Source organism: Silicimonas algicola, assembly GCF_003148765.1.
Classification (GTDB): Bacteria; Pseudomonadota; Alphaproteobacteria; order Rhodobacterales; family Rhodobacteraceae; genus Silicimonas; species Silicimonas algicola.
The window spans coordinates 359,947-377,640 of sequence record NZ_QGGV01000002.1 but is presented as its reverse complement, the minus strand read 5'-3'; the positions used below and the strand labels follow the sequence as shown (position 1 = coordinate 377,640).

Here is a 17,694-nt window from a genome sequence, read left to right as displayed (position 1 = left end):
TCCGGACAGGCCTGCGCCGTCCCGCGCCCAGGCATCTTGCAACCGGGCGCGCGGGGTGTAACTCGTCCCCCATGCGCGCCGTCGACGACAAACGCCCCTCGCCCTCGATCCCCGACCGGCTGAACCTGGCGAGCCATGTCCTTTGGGCGGCAGGCGCGCCCGATGACAAGGTGGCGCTCGTGCTCTTGCGCGCCACGGGTGCGGAACGGTGGAGCTATGGACGTCTGCGCGAGGCGGTGATGCGGACGGCGGGCGGGCTTCTGGCCGCTGGTCTGGCGCCGGGCGCGCGGGTCCTCATGCGGATCGGGAACACGCCCGACTTTCCCGTGACCTACCTGGGCGCCATCGCTGCGGGCCTCGTCGCCGTGCCGACCGCGGCAGCGCTTGGGGCCGAAGAGATCACGAAGGTCGCGCGCGTCCTGTCTCCCGACGCCATCGTGTCGGACGGGACCGTGCCCATGCCGGATCACGACGCCCCCGTCCTGTCGCCTGCCGCTTTCTCAAGGGCCGAGCCCCTGGAGCGGCCTGCCGAGACGGGCGCGAACGATCCCGCCTACATCGTCTTCACGTCTGGCACCTCCGGCACGCCCTCGGGCGTCGTCCACGCGCACCGGGCGATCCTTGCGCGCGGGCTGATGACGGACGGCTGGTACGGGCTGACGCCGTCCGACCGCGTGCTGCACGCGGGCGCCTTCAGCTGGACCTTCACGCTCGGCACCGGGCTGATGGACCCCTGGGCGGCGGGTGCGACGGCGCTGGTCCTCGCCCCCGGCACGGGGCCGGAGATGATCCCGCTTCTGGCGCAGCGGCACGAGGCCACGATGATCGCGGGTGCGCCCGGCGTCTTTCGCCGCTTGCTCAAGTCCGGGATGCCCGCTCTGCCTCGTCTGCGCCACGGCCTCGTCGCGGGCGAGAAGCTGCCCGAGACGGTGCGCACCGCCTGGCGCGACGCTACCGGCACCGAGTTGCACGAGGCCTTCGGGCAGTCCGAGATCTCGACCTTCATCTCCGGTTCGCCCGCGCGCCCCGCCCCCGAGGGCACGCTTGGCTATACCCAAGGCGGGCGCTGCGTCGCGATCCTGTCGGAGGACGGGACACCCGCCGAACGGGGCGAGGACGGCGCCATCGCCATCCACGGCAGCGACCCGGGCCTGATGCTCGGCACGCTCGACGGGCCGCTGGCCGAGCGCCTGACGGGCGAGTGGTTCACCACCGGCGACCGGGGCCTGATGCGCGAGGACGGCGCCATCGAGTACCACGGCCGCACCGACGACATCCTGACCGCCGGCGGCTTCCGCGTCTCGCCGATCGAGGTCGAGGCAGCGATGCAGCGTCATCCGGGCATCGAGGAGGCCGCCGCCGTCGACTGCCATGTCACGCCAGAGACAACGGTGATCGCGGTCCACTACACCGGGCCTGCTGCACTGCCCGAGGCCGATCTGACGGCACATGCAGAAGCACATCTTGCGCGATACAAGCAGCCTCGCCTGTTCGTTCACGCACAATCCCTGCCCAGGAACGCAAACGGAAAGCTCTTGCGCCGAAGCCTTCCCCCTGCGAACGAGACCGCGCCATGATCAAGCTCGACATCCTTTCCGACCCGATCTGCCCCTGGTGCTACATCGGCAAGACGAACCTCGACCGTGCGCTCGAGGCACGGCCGAACCATCCCTTCGTCATCGAGTGGCACCCCTTCCAACTCAACCCCGACATGCCCGAAGGCGGCATGGACCGGCGCGCCTACCTCGAGGCGAAGTTCGGCGGCAAGGAGGGTGCGATCCGCGCTTACACGCCGGTCATGCAGGCGGCCGAGCGCGCGGGCCTCGCCATCGACTTCGAAAGCATGGCGATCACACCGAACACGCTCGACGCGCACCGGCTGATCCACTGGGCGGGGCTCGAGGGCCGGCAGACCGCCGTCGTGTCGCGTCTCTTCAAGGCGTATTTCGAGGACGGCCGCGACATCGGTGACCGCGCCGTACTTCTGGACATCGCGGAAGGCGTGGGCATGGACCGCGCGATGACCGAGCGCCTGCTTGAAAGCGAGGCCGACGCCGAAGAGACCAGCGCCCGCGATGCGCACACCCGGCAGCGCGGCGTCTCGGGCGTGCCGACCTTCGTCATTGGCAACCAGCATGTCGTCAGCGGCGCGCAGCCGACGGACCTCTGGCTGAACGTCATCGACGAGCTGGTGCAGCAGATGTCCGGCGACGGCGCCGACGAGTGACCGAAACCCGCTCCCCCCTCTCGCGCACCGAACTGGTGGCGCTTCTCGCCATGCTCACGGCCACCGTGGCCTTTTCCATCGACGCGATGCTTCCCGCGATCCCCGAGATCGGCGAGGCCCTGAGCCCGGACGCGCCGAACCGCGCGCAGCTTGTCATCGCGGCCTTCGTGGGCGGGCTCGGGCTCGGCACCTTCGTGGCGGGCCCCCTGTCCGACGCCTATGGGCGCAAGCGCATCGCCGTGATCGGCGCGGTGATTTATACCATCGGCGCGCTGGCCTCTGCCGTCGCCCCCTCGATGGAGATGCTGGTGGCCGCCCGCGTTCTTCAGGGACTGGGGGCTGCGGGACCGCGCGTCGCCGGCATGGCCATCGTGCGCGACCTCTTTTCGGGCCGGCAGATGGCGCAGATCATGAGCTTTGTGATTTTCGTCTTCACGCTAGCCCCGGTCTTCGCGCCCTCGCTCGGCTGGGTTCTGGCGGAGGCCTTCGGTTGGCGGTCGATCTTCCTGTCCTTCGCCGTCTTCGCCGTCATCTCTATGACCTGGCTCGTGATCCGCCAGCCCGAGACGCTCGACCCCGCAAAGCGGCGTCCCTTCCGGTTGGGGAAACTCGTCGAAGGCGCGCGCGAGGTCTTCTCCAACCGTCAGGTGATGCTGGCGATCGCCGTCCAGACCCTGATCTTCGCGGCCCTCTTCGCGGCGCTGATGTCGAGCCAGCAGGTCTTCGACCGCGTCTTCGGCAAGGGCGAGACCTTTCCCTTGTGGTTCGGCGGCATGGCCGTGCTGGCGGCGGGATCGAACCTCGTCAACGCCTCCATCGTCATGCGGCTCGGGATGCTGCCGGTCGTGAGGCGCGCGCTGATGATCCAGGGCGGATTCACGGTCCTGTTCCTGCTGGGACAGGTGACCGGCGTGCTCGGCGCCGCGTTCTTCCCGGTCGCCTTCCTGTGGTACACCTCGATCTTCTACCTCGCGGGCTTCGGTATCGGGAACATGAACGCCATCGCGATGGAGCCAATGGGCCACCTGGCGGGCCTGGCCGCATCGATCATCACCGCACTTGCGACCATCGGAGCGGCGATCCTCGCCTCGCCCATAGGGCAAGCCTTCGACGGCACGATCCGGCCACTGACGCTTGGGGTCCTCGGACTCGTCGGCCTCGCCCTTGTCCTCACGTTTCTCCTGAAGGACGGCGAACCGGCCTAGGACGCGCCCCAGTCGGCGGACTGCATCTCGCGCAGGCGGCTGGCGGTGCGTTCGAACTCGAAAACGCCCTCGCCCTCCATGTAGAGCTTCTCGGGCACGTCCGCCGCCGTCGCGATCAGCCGCACCTTCGCCTCGTAGAGCGCGTCGACCAGCGTCACGAAGCGGCGCGCCTGGTTGTAGTTGTCGGAGGACAGGCGCGGGATTTCCTCGAGGATCAGAAGGCGGACAGCCTGCGCCAGCGCCAGATAATCGGCAGGGCCGAGAGGACGTCCGCAGAGGTCGAAGAAGGTCGCCCGCGCCATGCCGTGCGCGAAGGCCGAGATCTCGACACGCCGTCCTTTGACGTGGAGCACAAGTGCGTGGGTTTCGCCATGCGTGAGGTCGGTCCAGATCGCGTCGACCGCGGCTCGCGCGGTGGCATCGGCGGGAGTGAAATAGACCTCCTCTCCGGCCAGACGGTTCTGCCGGTAATCGCGGGGCGAGGCGAGTTCGCGGACGGACAGACGCTCTTTCATCAACTCGATGAAGGGCAGGAAGAGGGCGCGGTTGAGCCCGTCCTTGTAGAGGTCGTCGGGGTGCCGGTTCGATGTCGTGACGACCGTCACGCCTGCGTCGAGCAGGTTCTGGAACAAGCGCCCCACGATCATTGCGTCGGCGATGTCCGAGATCTGCATCTCGTCGAGGCAGAGCAGACGCAGGCTGTCCGCGATGCCCTTTGCGACGGGCAGGATGGCGTCATCGACATGGGTCTTCCGCGCCTCGTGCAGACCCGCCTGGACCTCCTGCATGAAGGCGTGGAAGTGGACGCGCCGGCTGTGCGGCCCGCCCGCGACTTCGTGGAACAGGTCCATCAGCATCGACTTGCCGCGCCCTACGCCGCCCCAGAGGTAGAGCCCGGGCACAGGCTCGGGCTTGCGGTGGAACAGGGACGACAGGCCGCGCCTCTCGCCCGTCGCGGCGAGACCCTCGGCGATGCGGTCGAACTCGGGGAGGATGGCAAGCTGCGCCGGATCGGGCTCCAGCCCGCCCGCCGCGATGCGCTGTTGGTAAGCCTCGGTGACGATGCCCATGACGCCGGAGAAACCCGAATTGTCCCGGAAGGACAAGGGGTCAGTCGGTGACGTCGTGGCGGTAAAGCCAGTCGTAGCGGCCGAGAAGCCGCGCGGGGGCAAGGCGATCCAGAAGCCGAAGTGCGTTGAAGCCGATGAACCGCGCGGGCGGGAAGGCATGGTGATAGTTGCGCGCATTGGACGAGGCCGCCTGCACGACCTGCGCCGCGCGCGGCCGCCGTTCGTTCTGGTAGGCCGCGAGAGCGGTCTCGACGGCTTGGCCGCGCAGAGATCGCGCCAGCACCCAGGCATCCTCGAGCGCGAGGTTCGCCCCTTGCGCCAGGAAGGGCAGCGTCGGATGGGCGGCGTCTCCCAGGATGACCTGCCGCCCGTGCCACCAGCGGTCGGCCACGGAATGGCGGAAGAGACCCCAGAGATGGACAGTCCCCACCTTCTCGAGCCAGGACGGCACCGGGTCTGCGAACCGCGCGAAGGCGGCGCGGAGCTTCAGCGCGTCGTCCTTGTGGCTCCAGCCCTCTGCCGCCCAGCCCTCCCGCTCCTCCACGGCGACGATGTTCCGCCGCCCTCCGGGCAGGGGATAGGTTACCAGGTGGCGATGCGGTCCCATGTGAACCTCGACCACGGGCGGCACGTCGGTCTCGGGCAGGACCGCACGCCAGGCGACCTGCCGTGTGAAGAAGGGCTTCGACGCGTCGTCTACCCGCGCCCGCACCTTCGAGTGCAGCCCGTCCGCCCCCACCAGCAGGTCGTCGCCCTCTAGCGGCTTGCCGGCCGGGGGCGGCAGGATCTCGTCTCCGGTTTCCACAACGGCGCCAGCGTCTTGCGCGCCGACCTTCAGGATTTCGATGAGGGGTGCGCGATGGATGAAGTGCCAGGCCAGGTCGGGCGCATCCCGCTTGAGGTTCATCGTCACCACGGGCTTTCCCGTGAGCCCGTCGACCAGACGTACCGCTTCGGCGCGGATCGACGCCTCGGCCAGCGCATCGCCCAAACCCAGGGCGCGCATCACGGCCGCACCGTTCGGGCTGATCTGGATGCCGGCGCCCACTTCCTCGATCCGGGGTGCCTTCTCGGCCACGCGCACGCGGTGGCCGTCGCGGGCCAGCGCCGTCGCCGCGGCCAGCCCCCCGATGCCTGCGCCGGCGATGGTGATGCGAAGGCTGTCCATGTCGTCCTTCTGCCCTTAACGAAAGACGCCCGCCTTGAGTCATGTCAAGACGGGCGTCCAAATCTCTGGCAGGCCGCGATCTTTCGCGGCCGTGCAGCGCGGATCAGTCGTCGCGGTGGACGCGCTCGGCCCGCTCGTGCCGCTCCTGCGCCTCGAGCGAGAGCGTCGCGATCGGACGTGCGTCGAGCCGCTTCAGCGAGATCGGTTCGCCCGTTTCCTCGCAATAGCCGTATTCGCCTTCGTCGATCCGGCGGAGCGCCGAGTCGATCTTGGCCACGAGCTTGCGTTGCCGGTCGCGGGTCCGAAGCTCCAGAGCGCGGTCGGTCTCTTCGCTGGCGCGGTCGGCGATGTCGGGGATGTTGCGGGTGGAGTGCTGAAGACCTTCGATGGTCGACTTGGAGTCGTCCATCAGCTCGGACTTCCACATCAGCAGCTTCCGACGGAAGTACTCGAGCTGGCGGTCGTTCATGAACGGCTCGTCCTCGGCGGGCTGGTAATCGTCCGGAAGAAACACCTCAGCCTTCATGGTCTTCCCTTTTTTGTTCATTCTCGAACCATTCCGGACGGGCTTGCGACTGCTACGCTCACACTGGTCCGGCTCCTCATCATGGCGGGCACATACCCTATCGTCCGGACCTTGTCACTACACGATTCCCTTCGCTTGTGGGGCCTTCGTGAGCAGGCTAGGCTTGCCCGGCGCAACGGAAAAAAGCGAGGCAGGCATGAGATTTGAGGGCACCGACAGCTATATCGCGTCGGACGATCTGAGGATCGCGGTCAACGCCGCCATCACGCTGGAACGCCCGCTTCTGGTCAAGGGCGAACCGGGTACGGGAAAGACCGAGCTGGCGCGTCAGGTGGCCGGCGCCCTGGGCCTTCCGATCATCGAATGGCACGTCAAGTCCACGACGCGCGCGGCGCAGGGACTTTACGAATACGATGCTGTCTCGCGGCTGCGCGACAGCCAGCTTGGCGAGGGCCGCGTCCATGACGTCGCCGCCTACATCCGCCCCGGCAAGCTGTGGGACGCCTTCACGGCAGAGGGGCGCGTCGTCCTCCTGATCGACGAGATCGACAAGGCCGACATCGAGTTCCCGAACGACCTGCTGCAAGAGCTCGACCGCATGGAGTTCCACGTCTACGAGACAGGCGAGACAGTGACCGCGCGGCAGAGGCCGGTCGTCATCATCACCTCCAACAACGAGAAGGAGCTGCCCGACGCCTTCCTGCGCCGCTGCTTCTTCCACTACATCCGCTTTCCCGACACCGAGACCCTGACCGAGATCGTCCGCGTCCATTTCCCCGACATCAGGGATCGCCTGTTGTCCGTTGCGCTGACCCGGTTTTTCGAGATCAGGGAGACGCCGGGCCTGAAGAAGAAGCCGTCGACCTCGGAGGTGCTGGATTGGCTGAAGCTGATCCTGTCCGAAGACCTGTCGCCGGAGGACCTTCAGAGGGACGCGAAGGACAGCCTGCCGAAGCTGCATGGTGCGCTCCTGAAGAACGAGCAGGACGTGTCGCTGTTCGAACGGCTGGCGTTCATGTCGCGAGGGCGGGGTTAGGCGCTCTCGCGTTCCCTCTCGAAGCGCTGCCTTGCCGCCTCGAGATCCCGCGCCACTCCGCTCTCCTTGTCGGGCGGAAGCTGGGGCCAGACCGATCCGACGCCGTGGAGCTTGAGAAGCGCGTCCTCGAGCAGGCGGAAGGTCGAGCCCCAGCCGTGGCCCTCGAAGTGCTCGGCGTTCGGGAAGCCGGTCTGGACGAAGTGCAGGCCGGTTCGCTCTCCTTTGTCGGTGAAGCCGATGGACACGGTCGACCTGATGTCGAAGGCGTCGAAACGGTAGCTGAAGACCAGCCGCTCGGGCGCGCGGATCTCGTGGTAGACGCCTTGGGTCCAGTGGCTGTCGTCGCCCTTCACCATGTTGAAGCGCCAGGCGCCGCCGGGGCGGAAGTCGATCTCGCAGGTCTTCAGGCGATGGCCCTCGGGCCCCCACCAAGGCGACAGAAGCGCGGGCTTCTGCCAGAGGGCGAACACGAAGGGACGCGGCGCAGGCATGGTCCGGTCGATCCGCAGGACCTGCCCCGGGGCATCGGCTGGAAGTGCATCAGCCGCCATCACGCGCGTTCCGTATCGCCGGTGGTCTGCTCGGCCTCGAACCGCTTGCGGGCGGCTTCCAGGTCGGCGGCAAATCCGTCCATGCCGTCGCGGTCGGCGGCGAACCTCGTCGCACCGCTCCCGGCCAGAAGGGCCGTCTCCATCATCGCGAGAACGGCATTCCATCCGTAGGCATGTTCGTCTCGGGAGCCGGAATCCGGAAAGCCAGTCTGGCGAAATGCCATCCGAGTGCTGCCGTCATTGGGTGTCAGGTCGACCGAGACGGTCGAGAAGAAGTCCGTCCCGAGATAGCGGTAGCTCCACACAAGCCGGCTGTGAGGCCGCACCTCGTGGAAGACCCCCTCCTCGCGCTCTTCCACGCCGGGCTTCACGTTCCGCAGGCTCAGCACACCGCCGGGCCGGGCGTCGATCTGCACGTCCTGCGCACGGAAACCGTGCGACGCGGCGTTCCAGACGCGCACCAGTTCGGGCCGCGTGAACATGGCGAAGACCATTTCGGGCGGCGCGGAGAAACGCCGTTCAATGCGAAGGACGTTGTCGGGATGGTCGGCTGGTTCAGTCATCGGGTGTCTCCGAAAAGGACAGCGTGTTCAGGTAGTCTTCCATCCGATCGAAAGCCTGATCCCAGTGGGCCCGGTACCGGGCGACCCAGTCCGCGACCACTTTCAGGCCCTCGGGGTCGAGGCTGCAGGGACGCGTCTGCCCGACGCGGCCCCTCTGGATGAGGCGTGCCCGCTCGAGGACGTTCAGGTGCTTGGTGATCGCCGGCTGCGACAGCGGATGAAGCGACACGAGATCGCCGACAGTCCGCTCTCCTCCCGACAGGGCCGCAAGGATCGAGCGGCGCGTGGGATCCGCAAGGGCCGAAAAGGCGAGGTCGAGATCCTGTGCCATTACATATCCAATGAGTTATATATCTAACTAGCGATATATCGAACGTCCGTCAATCGCGGATTGCGCCGCACCGAGCGGCAGATACTGTCCCGCCGATGCTCACCGTCCTGACCCACGACATCCTCCCGGTCTTCGCCATGCTGGCGCTCGGGTTCGTCATGGGGAAAGCGAAGACGGCCAGTGTCGACGAGGCGCGGGCGATCAACCGCATCGCCTTCCTGACGCTGCAACCGCCGCTGCTGTTTCTTCTGCTGACAGGGATCGACCTTCCGTCGGTGCGGTTCGATGCCATTGGCCTCTATGCCCTCTGCGAGGCGGTCGCCTTCGCCGCGTCCTTCCTTCTTGCACGACGGGTGTTCGGCGTGCCGCTTGCCGAGGCGTGGCTTCTGGGAATGGCGGTCGTCTTCGTCAATTCGCTGCTCTACATCTGGCCGGTCACGGTCCTGATCTATGGCGAGGCCGAGACGCTGCCGATCACGGCCATCGTGGCGCTCGACGCGTCAGTGACCTTCGCCTTCTTCATCGTCTCGGTCGAGTTCGTGACAGGCCGCCCTGCCCGTGCGGCACTGCCACGGCTCATCCGCAACCCCGTCCTTCTCACCATCGTCCTGTCGCTGGCGCTCAATATCGCCCATGTGCCCATTCCCGAACCGCTGCTGACGGCGGCGGAGTTCGCGGGCAAGGCGGCGGCGCCCATGACGCTTTTCGCGCTCGGCGTCGTGCTGTCGTCGCAGCCGGTGACGCCGGGACCGGCCGCGACGGGAATTGCGGCGATGAAGCTTGTCGCATTCCCAGCGCTCGTGTGGATCGCGTTCGCCCTCCTGTCGCCCGCGAACCCCTGGACGGATCTCTTCGTGCTGAACGCTGCAGGACCGTCGGGGGCCATGGCCTTCTCGCTTGCGCTTCTCCACGGCGTGCCCACGCGCAACATCGCCCCGGTGATCGTCTGGACGAGCGTGCTGTCGCTCGCCTCTCTTGCGTGGCTCGCGTGAGGCTGGCGTCCGTCCGGCATGGCGGCTAGACAGGTCCCGATGACCTGCGTCGTGCGACACCTGAAACCCGAGGACGAGGCCGAATGGCGCCGCCTGTGGACGGCCTATCTCGACTTCTATGAAACGCGCGTGCCGGAAGAGGTTTACCGGACGACCTTCGCGCGGCTTCTGGGCGACGATCCGCAGGATTTCTCGGGCCTCCTGGCCGAGGTCGACGGACGTCTGGCGGGGCTGGCGCATTACCTGTTCCACCGTCACGGATGGAAGGTCGAGAACGTCTGCTATCTTCAGGATCTCTACGCCGACCCCGAGGTGCGCGGACAGGGTGTCGGACGCGCGCTGATCGAGGCGGTCTACGCCGAAGCCGACGACGCGGGCGCGCCCGCCGTCTACTGGCTGACGCAGGATTTCAACATGACGGCCCGACGGCTCTATGACCGGATCGGCACCGTGACGCCCTTCATCAAGTACGCGAGGCCTGCATGAGAGTTCTACCCGCGGCGTTTTTGATGCTTCTGGTCGCCTGCTCCCCGGTGGCGGAAACGACCCGACGCGCTGCGCCCGACCTTGCGCTGCCACCGATGAACACCTTCGCGCAGTCGACGCCCACCCTGCCCCGCGTGCCGAACGCGGTCATCGCGCGCGACTTCCTGGACCTCGTGTTCCGGCTCGAGAACGGCGACGAGGTTCCCGTCTTCAGCCGCTTCGAGGGGCCAGTGACGGTCGGCGTCAGGGGGGCCGCTCCCGCGACGCTCGAGGGCGACCTCGAGCGGCTTATCGGCCGGCTGCGACGCGAGGCGGGCATCGACATCCGCCGTGCCGCGGACGGCGGGCCCGCGTCGATCACGGTCGAGGCCATCCCGCGCGCGAGCATCCAGCGCTTCGCGCCCTCGGCGGCCTGCTTCGTGCGGCCGAACGTGTCGAGCTGGGACGAGTACCGCGCCCGCCGCAGCGACCCCGCGACCTTCTGGAACCGGTTGACGACGCGCACGCGCATGGCCGTCTTCGTGCCCGCGGACGTGAGCCCTCAGGAGGTGCGCGACTGCCTCCACGAAGAGATCGCCCAGGCGCTCGGCCCGGTCAACGATCTCTACCGGCTGACGGATTCGATCTTCAACGACGACAACTTCCACACCGTCCTGACCGGCTATGACATGCTGATCCTGAAGGCCTACCACGATCCGGCCCTGGAAAGCGGCATGACGCGCTACGAGGTCGCCTCGCGGCTGCCGTCGATCCTGGCGCGGCTGAACCCGAGGGGCGGCTTCCAGGGCATCGCGGATCCGCTGCCGTCGTCGGGGGCCTGGTCGCAGGCGGTGATCAAGGCGACCGCGACGGGCACGGCGCGCGGACGGCGCACCGCCTATGCCGAGGAAGCGGTCACGATCGCCCGGCGCGACGGCGGAACGGATACCGAGCTGGCTTTTTCCTATTACCTTCTCGGACGCCTCGCGCTCGCCAACGACCCTAACGTCGCCTTCCGGGCCTTCGAGGCTGCGGGGCGCATCTATGGGTCGCGACCCGACACGCGCATTCAGGCGGCGCATGTGGCGCTTCAAATGGCGGCCTTCCAGCTTTCGGCGGGCGAGGCCGAAGAGGCGATCCGGCTTGTCGACGCGAACGCAGGCCCGATCCGCGACAGCCAGCACGCGGCCCTTCTGTCGCTGATGCTGATGGTGAAGGCCGAGGCGATGGAAGTCATCGGAAAGGCCAACGAAGCGGGGGCCGTCCGGACCGAGGCGCTTGCCTGGGCGCGCTACGGCTTCGGCTCCGAGGCCGAGATCAGTGACAGGATGGGCGAGATCCTGGCCATTTCGCCCCGTTCGCGCCGGGAAGGCCGGCCGGCATGATCGTCGTCGTGATGGCGCTTCTCGGCATCTTCGTGGGCGTCTCGACCGCCCGGCGGCACGAGGGGGGGCGGCTGGACCAGCTTCAGTATGGCGCTGTCTTCGGCATCGCCTTCACTCTTCTCGGCCTGTTCGCGACCGTCCTCATCGAGCGCCTCGCGAGCTGATGTTCCTTCCGTTCTTCGAAGAGCTTCGACGGCATGGCGTCCCCGCCTCGCCGCGGGAGTTCCTGACCTTCCTCGGCGCCCTCGATGCGGGGCTCGTCACTTATGACGTCGACGGCTTCTATTACCTCGCCCGCGCCTCTCTGGTGAAGAACGAGGCGCACATCGACCGCTTCGACCAGGCGTTCGCCGCGTCCTTCGCGGGGGTCGAAGCGATCCCGGCCGAGGCCGTTCTCGACGCCCTGAACCTGCCCGAGGACTGGCTGCGCCGGATGGCCGAGAAGCACCTCACGGACGAGGAGAAGGCCGAGATCGCATCGCTCGGCGGTTTCGACAAGCTCATGGAGACGCTTCGCCAGCGATTGAAGGAGCAGGCCGGACGGCACCAGGGCGGATCGAAGTGGATCGGCACCGCCGGCACCTCTCCCTTCGGCGCCTATGGCTATAACCCCGAGGGCGTGCGTGTCGGACAGGACGCCTCACGCCACCAGCGCGCGGTCAAAGTCTGGGACAAGCGCGAGTTCCGCGACCTCGACGACACGCGCGAGATCGGGACGCGCACGATGAAGGTCGCGCTGAAGCGCCTGCGGCAGTGGGCGCGTGAGGGCGCGGCCGAAGAGCTGGACCTGGACGGTACGATCCGGTCCACGGCGCGGCAGGGGTTTCTGGACGTGAAGACGCGGCCCGAACGCCGGAACGCCGTGCGGGTCCTGCTGCTTCTGGACGTGGGCGGCTCGATGGACGCGCATGTGAGCATGGTCGAGGAGTTGTTTTCAGCCGCACGGACCGAGTTCAAGCACCTCGAACACTTCTATTTCCACAACTGCCTCTACGAGTTTCTCTGGCGCGAGAACGCGCGCCGTTGGAATGCGCGCACGCCGACTTGGGACGTGCTGAACCGTTATGGGCCCGGATGGAAGTGCATCTTCGTGGGCGACGCGTCGATGTCGCCCTACGAGGTCGCGGTGCCGGGAGGCGCCAACGAACACTGGAACGACGAGGCGGGCAAGGTCTGGCTGCGGCGGGCACTGGCCCAGTGGCCGGACCTGCTTTGGATCAATCCGATGGCGGAAAAATATTGGGAGTACACCCAGTCGACAGCGATGATCCGCCACATCATCGGGGCCGAACGGATGGTGCCGCTGACACTGGATGGGCTGACGCGGGGAATGAAACTTCTGGGTTAGTCGTCGCGTACCACAGCGCGCGCCGACGACTTCTCGTCGAGATGGCGAAGCATCTCGGCGAACCGCTCGGGCAGTTCCGACGGCACCTTGAAGACACGCTGTAGCGTGCGCTCCATGATCTGCCTGTCAGTGGGTGGTTCTGCGTACCTCATGCTGGAAGAATGCCGCGCGGTACAGCACGGTTCCACTTTTAATATTAACGGGAGATGATTTCCGCGTGACAATCTTGGCGCTGTTGCACTCAAGTCCCATATTTCCACCATGTTGAAGTTCCTTCCCCTTCTTCTTGCCGTCGTCTGGGGGCTGGTCATGTACCGGTTCTCGGTCTGGAACAGCAAGCGCGACCTCGACCAGCGCTCGTCCGAATTGGCCGATGCGGGCCTTTCACGTGTGACGAAACGGATGGCCGAAGCGCTGGATCTCCCGCGAATCCGGGTTTTTCTCTACGAGGTCGAGCCGGTGAATGGGCTTGCCTCTCCGGATGGCAGGATCTTCCTGACCCGCGGATTTTACCAGAAATACGTCGATGGCAAGGTGTCGGCCGAAGAAATCGGGTCTGTCATCGCGCACGAGTTGGGTCACGTCGCATTGGGCCACGCGCGGCGGCGGATGATCGACTTCTCGGGCCAGAACGCGATCCGCGTGGCCCTGATGATGGTGCTCGGCCGCATCCTGCCGGGGCTCGGCATCTATGTCGCGAACCTCCTGACATCGGTTCTCGCCGCGCGGCTGTCGCGGGGGGACGAGTACGAGGCGGACGCCTATGCCTCGGCCTTGCTGGTCAAGGCGGGCATAGGCACGGATCCGCAGAAGTCGCTGTTCCGGAAATTGCAGGACCTGACGGGCATGAAGGGGTCGGGAATGCCGGTCTGGCTGATGAGCCACCCGAAGGTCGAGGAGCGGATCGCGGCGATCGAGAAGAACGAGGCGCGCTGGAAGGTGCCTCAGTCCTGATCGAGCGCCTTGGCGAGCCTCGGCAGACGTGCCCGCTTGAGGATCGCCCTCTGGTTCGAGGTGTCGATGCCATGCGCGGCGGCGCGGGTCAGGACGTCTTCGACGATAGCGCGCAGCCCGTCCGGGTCCGCGTGAAAGGCCTCCAGCAGGAACTCGTCGGGGTGGCGTCTCAGGATGCCCTCTCCCGCCAGATGGTTCGTCGGAAAGTCCTTCACGTTCAGCGTCAGTAGTTCGTCCGCGCCTCCGTCGATTGCGGCGGCGAGGACGTGCTCGTCATCGCGGTCCTTCAGGGTCACACGCGACAGCGTGTCGGGGGACACCGTTACGACGGCGGACGGAAAGGCCGCCCGCGCCGCGGCGATCTCGGCGTCGGCCACCGCGCCGTCCGCGGGTCCGAGCCTTGCCGCCGCCCGCCGCCATTCCTCGAGGATGCGCTCGGACCAGAGCGGCGTGAAGGCGCCGGTCGCGGCGGTCCCGAGGACGATCTCGCGCAGGACGGTCGGAAAGAGGACGCAGGCGTCGATCAGGACCTTCAAGGAAGAAGCCGGAACGTCATCGCCTTGAGGTAGCCGCTTTCCGTGAGAGAGGGATGCAAGGGGTGGTCTGGTCCGGCGAACCCGGTCCGCAGGATCTGCACCTTGCGACCCGCCCGGCCGATGCCCCGGAGGCAGGCCGTGCGGAACGCGTCAAGATCGACGGCGTGAGAGCAGGAGCAGAGCGTTACCGTGCCCCCCGGAGCCACCAGCGGCGCGGCGAGGCGTGCCACCCTCTCATAGGCGCGCAGGCCTGCGTCGAGGGCGTTCTTCGACGGAGCGAAAGCCGGCGGATCGCAGACGACGGTGCCGAAGGTACGGCCCTCCTCCGCCAGGGCGGTCAGCGCGTCGAAGGCATCGGCCTGCCGCGTCTCGAAGCGGTCGGCGACGCCGGTGGCCTCGGCCCCCTGCGCGGCCAGCGCAAGCGCAGGCGCCGATCCATCGACGGCCAGCGCGCGCGTGGCACCGCCGACGAGGGCAGCGAGCGCAAAGCCTCCGACGTGGGAAAACACGTCCAGCACCTCGGTCCCGCGCGCCAGGCGCTGCACGAAGGCATGGTTCGGCCGCTGGTCGTAGAAGAGGCCGGTCTTCTGACCGCCTTCGAGGTCGGCCAAGTAGGTCGCACCGTTCATCGGCACCCGCACCGCACCCGACAAGGCGCCACGCGCCACAAGGCTCGCATCGTCGAGACCTTCGAGCCCCCTCGCCCGTCCGCCGGCGTTCTTGAAGATGGTCGTCACACCCGACACCTCGGACAGCACGTCCGCCAGATCGTCGAACCGCGCCTCGATCCAGGCCGAGTTCGGCTGGATCACGCAGGCCTCGCCGAAGCGGTCGATCACCGTTCCGGGAAAGCCGTCGGCCTCGGCATGGACGAGGCGATAGAAGGGCGCGTCATAGAGCATGTCGCGCAGGTCGAGCGCCGCCCGGAGGCGCCCGGCAAGCCAGTCGTGGCCGACTTCCGCCTCGGGGTCGAGGTCGAGGACACGTCCCATGATCTTGGAATTCGGATTGACCGCGACGGTCGCCAGCGGCTGGCGATCGGCATCCTCGAGCGTGGCGATGCTGCCGGGCTCGAGCGCCTTGGTACGGCGGTCGACGACAAGCTCGTTGTCGTAGACCCAGGGAAATCCGCGCCGGATGCGGCGGGGATCGGTTTTGGGGCGGAGGCGGATGACCGGGCGGGAAGACATGTCCCCCCTTACCCGGTCGGCCGGCGCTCCGGAAGGGCTCAGCGCCTGCGGCGGAACAGACCCGAGAGATACTGCGCCCGCAGCAGGCGGGCCTTGCGTTCGATCCGGTCGACGTCGATGCGCGTGTCGGAGGTGCTGGTCATGTCGGATGCCTTTCGGTTAGCGTTGACACTGAAGCTAAGGGGCTGATCCGGCAGGAAGCACCCCGAATGTCGACATTACCGCCATGCACTTGGGACATGACGACTGACCTATCCGATGCGCCTTCCTCCGCTAAGTTGTTAGCGGTAACGCAATCTGTTAGAAAAGCGCCGATCCCCCGAGGAGACTCACGGCCATGCTGAACGACACCGTCTCTCGCGTCACAGACCGCATCGTCGAGCGCTCGGCCCCGCTGCGCGGACGCTACCTCGACAAGATCGCGCGGGCCCAGGACCAGGGTGTCGCGCGCGCGCACCTCGCCTGCGGCAACCAGGCCCATGCCTATGCCGCCATGGGCGAGGACAAGTCCCGGCTGGCCGAGGAGCGGGCGCCGAACATCGGGATCGTGACGGCCTACAACGACATGCTTTCGGCGCACCAGCCCTACAAGGACTATCCCGACCGCATCAAGGCGGCAGCCCGGCGCGCGGGTGCCACGGCCCAGGTCGCGGGGGGCGTGCCCGCCATGTGCGACGGCGTCACCCAGGGCCAGACCGGGATGGAGCTGTCGCTCTTCTCGCGCGACGTCATCGCGCTGGCCGCGGGCGTCGCGCTGTCGCACAACACCTTCGACGCGGTGCTCCACTTGGGGATCTGCGACAAGATCGTGCCGGGCCTCGTCATCGCCGCGGCGACCTTCGGGCACCTGCCGTCGATCTTCGTCCCCGCCGGCCCGATGCCGAGCGGCCTGCCGAACGACGAAAAGTCGAAGGTCCGCCAGCAGTTCGCGACCGGAGAGGTCGGGCGCGAGGCGCTGATGGCGGCCGAGATGGCCTCCTACCACGGTCCCGGCACCTGCACCTTCTACGGCACCGCGAACACGAACCAGATGCTGATGGAGTTCATGGGTCTCCACATGCCGGGCGCGTCCTTCGTGAACCCGAACACACCGCTCCGCGACGCGCTGACAGACGAGGCGACGACGCGCGCGGTTCAGATCACGGCGCAGGGCAACGACTATCGCCCGGTGTCCGACATCCTCGACGCGCGCGCCTTCGTGAACGGAATGGTGGGGCTGATGTCGACGGGCGGCTCGACGAACCTTGTTCTGCACCTGCCCGCGATGGCGCGGGCGGCTGGCGTCGTCCTCGACATCGAGGATTTCAACGATCTCTCGTCCGTCGTGCCGCTGATGGCTAAGGTCTATCCGAACGGCCTTGCCGACGTGAACCATTTCCACGCCGCGGGAGGCCTCGGCTACATGATCGGCGAGCTTCTGGAGGGCGGATTCCTGCACCCCGACACCCGTACCGTGGCGGGCGACGGCCTGGCGCTCTATACGACCGAGCCGAAGCTGAAGGACGGCGTGCTCGTCCGCGACGAAGGTCCGAAAGAAACGCTCAACGACAAGATCCTGCGGCCCGTCGGCAATCCCTTCCAGGCCACGGGCGGGCTGCGCGAGCTGAAGGGCAACCTCGGACGGTCGATGATGAAGGTCTCGGCGGTCGCGCCCGAGCATCGCGTGATCGAGGCCAGGGCCCGCGTGTTCCACGACCAGGAGGCGGTGAAAACGGCGTTCAAGGCGGGCGAGTTCACCGAGGACACCATCGTCGTCGTGCGGTTCCAGGGTCCGACCGCCAACGGGATGCCCGAGCTTCACGGCCTGACACCCACGCTGTCGGTCCTTATCGGACGCGGGTTCAGGGTGGCGCTGGTGACGGACGGGCGCATGTCGGGCGCGTCGGGCAAGGTTCCCGCCGCGATCCACCTGTCGCCGGAAGCGGCGGCTGGCGGCCCCATCGCGAAGATACGAGACGGCGACCGCCTGCGCGTCGATGCCGAAGCCGGCACCATCGACGTGCTGGAACCTGACTTCGAAGACCGCGCCCCTGTCGAGGTGGATCTTTCCGCCAACGAGACGGGTCTCGGACGAGAGCTTTTCGCCGCCTTCCGCCACCATTGCGGCCACGCCTCGGACGGCGCGGCGCTTGTGGTCTGACCCCGCA

General features: G+C 67.3%; 20 protein-coding genes. 11 read left to right on the top strand and 9 right to left on the bottom strand.

Annotated features, from left to right (window positions below):
* The first annotated feature begins 71 nt into the window (after positions 1 to 71).
* Genes C8D95_RS06240 through C8D95_RS06230 form a run of 3 tightly spaced genes read left to right on the top strand, consistent with a single transcriptional unit; the run spans position 72 to position 3,432 of the window.
* Positions 72 to 1,577, top strand: a complete 1,506-nt coding sequence (locus tag C8D95_RS06240; protein ID WP_109758298.1) for a class I adenylate-forming enzyme family protein — start codon at positions 72 to 74, stop codon at positions 1,575 to 1,577.
* On the top strand, positions 1,574 to 2,227 hold the full coding sequence (locus C8D95_RS06235; protein ID WP_109758297.1) for a DsbA family oxidoreductase: 654 nt from the start codon (positions 1,574 to 1,576) through the stop codon (positions 2,225 to 2,227). The genes C8D95_RS06240 and C8D95_RS06235 overlap by 4 nt, the downstream gene beginning before the upstream one ends.
* A complete protein-coding gene (locus C8D95_RS06230; protein WP_420902625.1) occupies positions 2,224 to 3,432 on the top strand; it encodes a multidrug effflux MFS transporter in 1,209 nt (402 codons plus the stop codon). Before C8D95_RS06235 ends, C8D95_RS06230 begins: the two co-directional genes overlap by 4 nt.
* Here C8D95_RS06230 and zapE read toward each other — a convergent pair.
* The 3 genes from zapE to dksA form a co-directional block, all read right to left on the bottom strand.
* The gene (gene zapE / locus C8D95_RS06225) at positions 3,429 to 4,502 is read right to left on the bottom strand and encodes a cell division protein ZapE (RefSeq protein ID WP_109758538.1); all 1,074 of its coding nucleotides are present in this window, start codon (positions 4,500 to 4,502) and stop codon (positions 3,429 to 3,431) included. The genes C8D95_RS06230 and zapE overlap by 4 nt on opposite strands.
* A gap of 40 nt (positions 4,503 to 4,542) precedes the next feature.
* Positions 4,543 to 5,670, bottom strand: coding sequence for an FAD-dependent oxidoreductase (locus C8D95_RS06220; protein ID WP_109758296.1), 1,128 nt, complete (start codon positions 5,668 to 5,670; stop codon positions 4,543 to 4,545).
* 103 nt (positions 5,671 to 5,773) lie between these two features.
* Positions 5,774 to 6,196 carry an RNA polymerase-binding protein DksA gene (gene dksA, locus C8D95_RS06215; RefSeq protein WP_109758537.1) on the bottom strand — a complete coding sequence of 141 codons (423 nt, stop codon included), beginning with the start codon at positions 6,194 to 6,196 and terminating at the stop codon, positions 5,774 to 5,776.
* A gap of 196 nt (positions 6,197 to 6,392) precedes the next feature.
* On the opposite strand from dksA, the gene C8D95_RS06210 reads away from it, so the two are divergent.
* Complete coding sequence (locus C8D95_RS06210) at positions 6,393 to 7,232, top strand: AAA family ATPase (protein ID WP_109758295.1); 840 nt, start codon at positions 6,393 to 6,395, stop codon at positions 7,230 to 7,232.
* Here C8D95_RS06210 and C8D95_RS06205 read toward each other — a convergent pair.
* The 3 genes from C8D95_RS06205 to C8D95_RS06195 are packed head-to-tail and all read right to left on the bottom strand — an operon-like array spanning position 7,229 to position 8,677.
* Positions 7,229 to 7,783 carry an SRPBCC family protein gene (locus C8D95_RS06205; RefSeq protein WP_164721677.1) on the bottom strand — a complete coding sequence of 185 codons (555 nt, stop codon included), beginning with the start codon at positions 7,781 to 7,783 and terminating at the stop codon, positions 7,229 to 7,231. The genes C8D95_RS06210 and C8D95_RS06205 overlap by 4 nt on opposite strands.
* Entirely contained in the window at positions 7,783 to 8,346 is a 564-nt protein-coding gene (locus tag C8D95_RS06200) for an SRPBCC family protein (RefSeq protein ID WP_109758536.1), read from the bottom strand. Before C8D95_RS06200 ends, C8D95_RS06205 begins: the two co-directional genes overlap by 1 nt.
* Positions 8,339 to 8,677: an ArsR/SmtB family transcription factor gene (locus tag C8D95_RS06195; protein WP_109758293.1), complete on the bottom strand. Its 339-nt coding sequence runs from the start codon at positions 8,675 to 8,677 to the stop codon at positions 8,339 to 8,341. The genes C8D95_RS06200 and C8D95_RS06195 overlap by 8 nt, the downstream gene beginning before the upstream one ends.
* A gap of 95 nt (positions 8,678 to 8,772) precedes the next feature.
* On the opposite strand from C8D95_RS06195, the gene C8D95_RS06190 reads away from it, so the two are divergent.
* From C8D95_RS06190 to C8D95_RS06170, 6 genes are all read left to right on the top strand, one after another.
* Entirely contained in the window at positions 8,773 to 9,669 is an 897-nt protein-coding gene (locus C8D95_RS06190; RefSeq protein WP_109758292.1) for an AEC family transporter, read from the top strand.
* Between the two features lie 18 nt (positions 9,670 to 9,687).
* Entirely contained in the window at positions 9,688 to 10,155 is a 468-nt protein-coding gene (locus C8D95_RS06185; RefSeq protein ID WP_249033312.1) for a GNAT family N-acetyltransferase, read from the top strand.
* Positions 10,152 to 11,519, top strand: coding sequence for a DUF2927 domain-containing protein (locus C8D95_RS06180; protein WP_109758290.1), 1,368 nt, complete (start codon positions 10,152 to 10,154; stop codon positions 11,517 to 11,519). The genes C8D95_RS06185 and C8D95_RS06180 overlap by 4 nt, the downstream gene beginning before the upstream one ends.
* Positions 11,516 to 11,683 carry a hypothetical protein gene (locus C8D95_RS21965; protein WP_164721678.1) on the top strand — a complete coding sequence of 56 codons (168 nt, stop codon included), beginning with the start codon at positions 11,516 to 11,518 and terminating at the stop codon, positions 11,681 to 11,683. Before C8D95_RS06180 ends, C8D95_RS21965 begins: the two co-directional genes overlap by 4 nt.
* A complete protein-coding gene (locus tag C8D95_RS06175; protein WP_109758289.1) occupies positions 11,683 to 12,867 on the top strand; it encodes a vWA domain-containing protein in 1,185 nt (394 codons plus the stop codon). Before C8D95_RS21965 ends, C8D95_RS06175 begins: the two co-directional genes overlap by 1 nt.
* Positions 12,868 to 13,128: 261 nt before the next feature.
* Positions 13,129 to 13,821, top strand: a complete 693-nt coding sequence (locus tag C8D95_RS06170) for a M48 family metallopeptidase (protein WP_109758288.1) — start codon at positions 13,129 to 13,131, stop codon at positions 13,819 to 13,821.
* Here C8D95_RS06170 and C8D95_RS06165 read toward each other — a convergent pair.
* Genes C8D95_RS06165 through C8D95_RS22920 form a run of 3 tightly spaced genes read right to left on the bottom strand, consistent with a single transcriptional unit; the run spans position 13,812 to position 15,690 of the window.
* Positions 13,812 to 14,357: an RSP_2648 family PIN domain-containing protein gene (locus C8D95_RS06165; RefSeq protein ID WP_109758287.1), complete on the bottom strand. Its 546-nt coding sequence runs from the start codon at positions 14,355 to 14,357 to the stop codon at positions 13,812 to 13,814. The genes C8D95_RS06170 and C8D95_RS06165 overlap by 10 nt on opposite strands.
* Positions 14,354 to 15,547 carry an RSP_2647 family RNA methyltransferase gene (locus tag C8D95_RS06160; protein ID WP_109758286.1) on the bottom strand — a complete coding sequence of 398 codons (1,194 nt, stop codon included), beginning with the start codon at positions 15,545 to 15,547 and terminating at the stop codon, positions 14,354 to 14,356. The genes C8D95_RS06165 and C8D95_RS06160 overlap by 4 nt, the downstream gene beginning before the upstream one ends.
* A gap of 38 nt (positions 15,548 to 15,585) precedes the next feature.
* Entirely contained in the window at positions 15,586 to 15,690 is a 105-nt protein-coding gene (locus C8D95_RS22920; protein WP_420902626.1) for an RSP_7527 family protein, read from the bottom strand.
* A 194-nt stretch (positions 15,691 to 15,884) separates the two neighbouring features.
* Between C8D95_RS22920 and edd the strand changes: the two genes are divergently transcribed.
* Entirely contained in the window at positions 15,885 to 17,687 is a 1,803-nt protein-coding gene (gene edd, locus C8D95_RS06155) for a phosphogluconate dehydratase (protein ID WP_109758285.1), read from the top strand.
* Positions 17,688 to 17,694: the final 7 nt, after the last annotated feature.

Coding starts and splice junctions, on each gene's coding strand:
- C8D95_RS22920 (WP_420902626.1), bottom strand. CDS start 15,690: ATGACCAGCACCTCCGACACGCGCATCGACGTCGACCGGATCGAACGC.
- C8D95_RS06170 (WP_109758288.1), top strand. CDS start 13,129: ATGTTGAAGTTCCTTCCCCTTCTTCTTGCCGTCGTCTGGGGGCTGGTC.
- dksA (WP_109758537.1), bottom strand. CDS start 6,196: ATGAAGGCTGAGGTGTTTCTTCCGGACGATTACCAGCCCGCCGAGGAC.
- C8D95_RS06175 (WP_109758289.1), top strand. CDS start 11,683: ATGTTCCTTCCGTTCTTCGAAGAGCTTCGACGGCATGGCGTCCCCGCC.
- C8D95_RS06240 (WP_109758298.1), top strand. CDS start 72: ATGCGCGCCGTCGACGACAAACGCCCCTCGCCCTCGATCCCCGACCGG.
- C8D95_RS06205 (WP_164721677.1), bottom strand. CDS start 7,783: ATGGCGGCTGATGCACTTCCAGCCGATGCCCCGGGGCAGGTCCTGCGG.
- C8D95_RS06160 (WP_109758286.1), bottom strand. CDS start 15,547: ATGTCTTCCCGCCCGGTCATCCGCCTCCGCCCCAAAACCGATCCCCGC.
- C8D95_RS06210 (WP_109758295.1), top strand. CDS start 6,393: ATGAGATTTGAGGGCACCGACAGCTATATCGCGTCGGACGATCTGAGG.
- C8D95_RS06195 (WP_109758293.1), bottom strand. CDS start 8,677: ATGGCACAGGATCTCGACCTCGCCTTTTCGGCCCTTGCGGATCCCACG.
- C8D95_RS06180 (WP_109758290.1), top strand. CDS start 10,152: ATGAGAGTTCTACCCGCGGCGTTTTTGATGCTTCTGGTCGCCTGCTCC.
- C8D95_RS06235 (WP_109758297.1), top strand. CDS start 1,574: ATGATCAAGCTCGACATCCTTTCCGACCCGATCTGCCCCTGGTGCTAC.
- C8D95_RS06220 (WP_109758296.1), bottom strand. CDS start 5,670: ATGGACAGCCTTCGCATCACCATCGCCGGCGCAGGCATCGGGGGGCTG.
- zapE (WP_109758538.1), bottom strand. CDS start 4,502: ATGGGCATCGTCACCGAGGCTTACCAACAGCGCATCGCGGCGGGCGGG.
- C8D95_RS06190 (WP_109758292.1), top strand. CDS start 8,773: ATGCTCACCGTCCTGACCCACGACATCCTCCCGGTCTTCGCCATGCTG.
- C8D95_RS06200 (WP_109758536.1), bottom strand. CDS start 8,346: ATGACTGAACCAGCCGACCATCCCGACAACGTCCTTCGCATTGAACGG.
- edd (WP_109758285.1), top strand. CDS start 15,885: ATGCTGAACGACACCGTCTCTCGCGTCACAGACCGCATCGTCGAGCGC.
- C8D95_RS06185 (WP_249033312.1), top strand. CDS start 9,688: ATGGCGGCTAGACAGGTCCCGATGACCTGCGTCGTGCGACACCTGAAA.
- C8D95_RS21965 (WP_164721678.1), top strand. CDS start 11,516: ATGATCGTCGTCGTGATGGCGCTTCTCGGCATCTTCGTGGGCGTCTCG.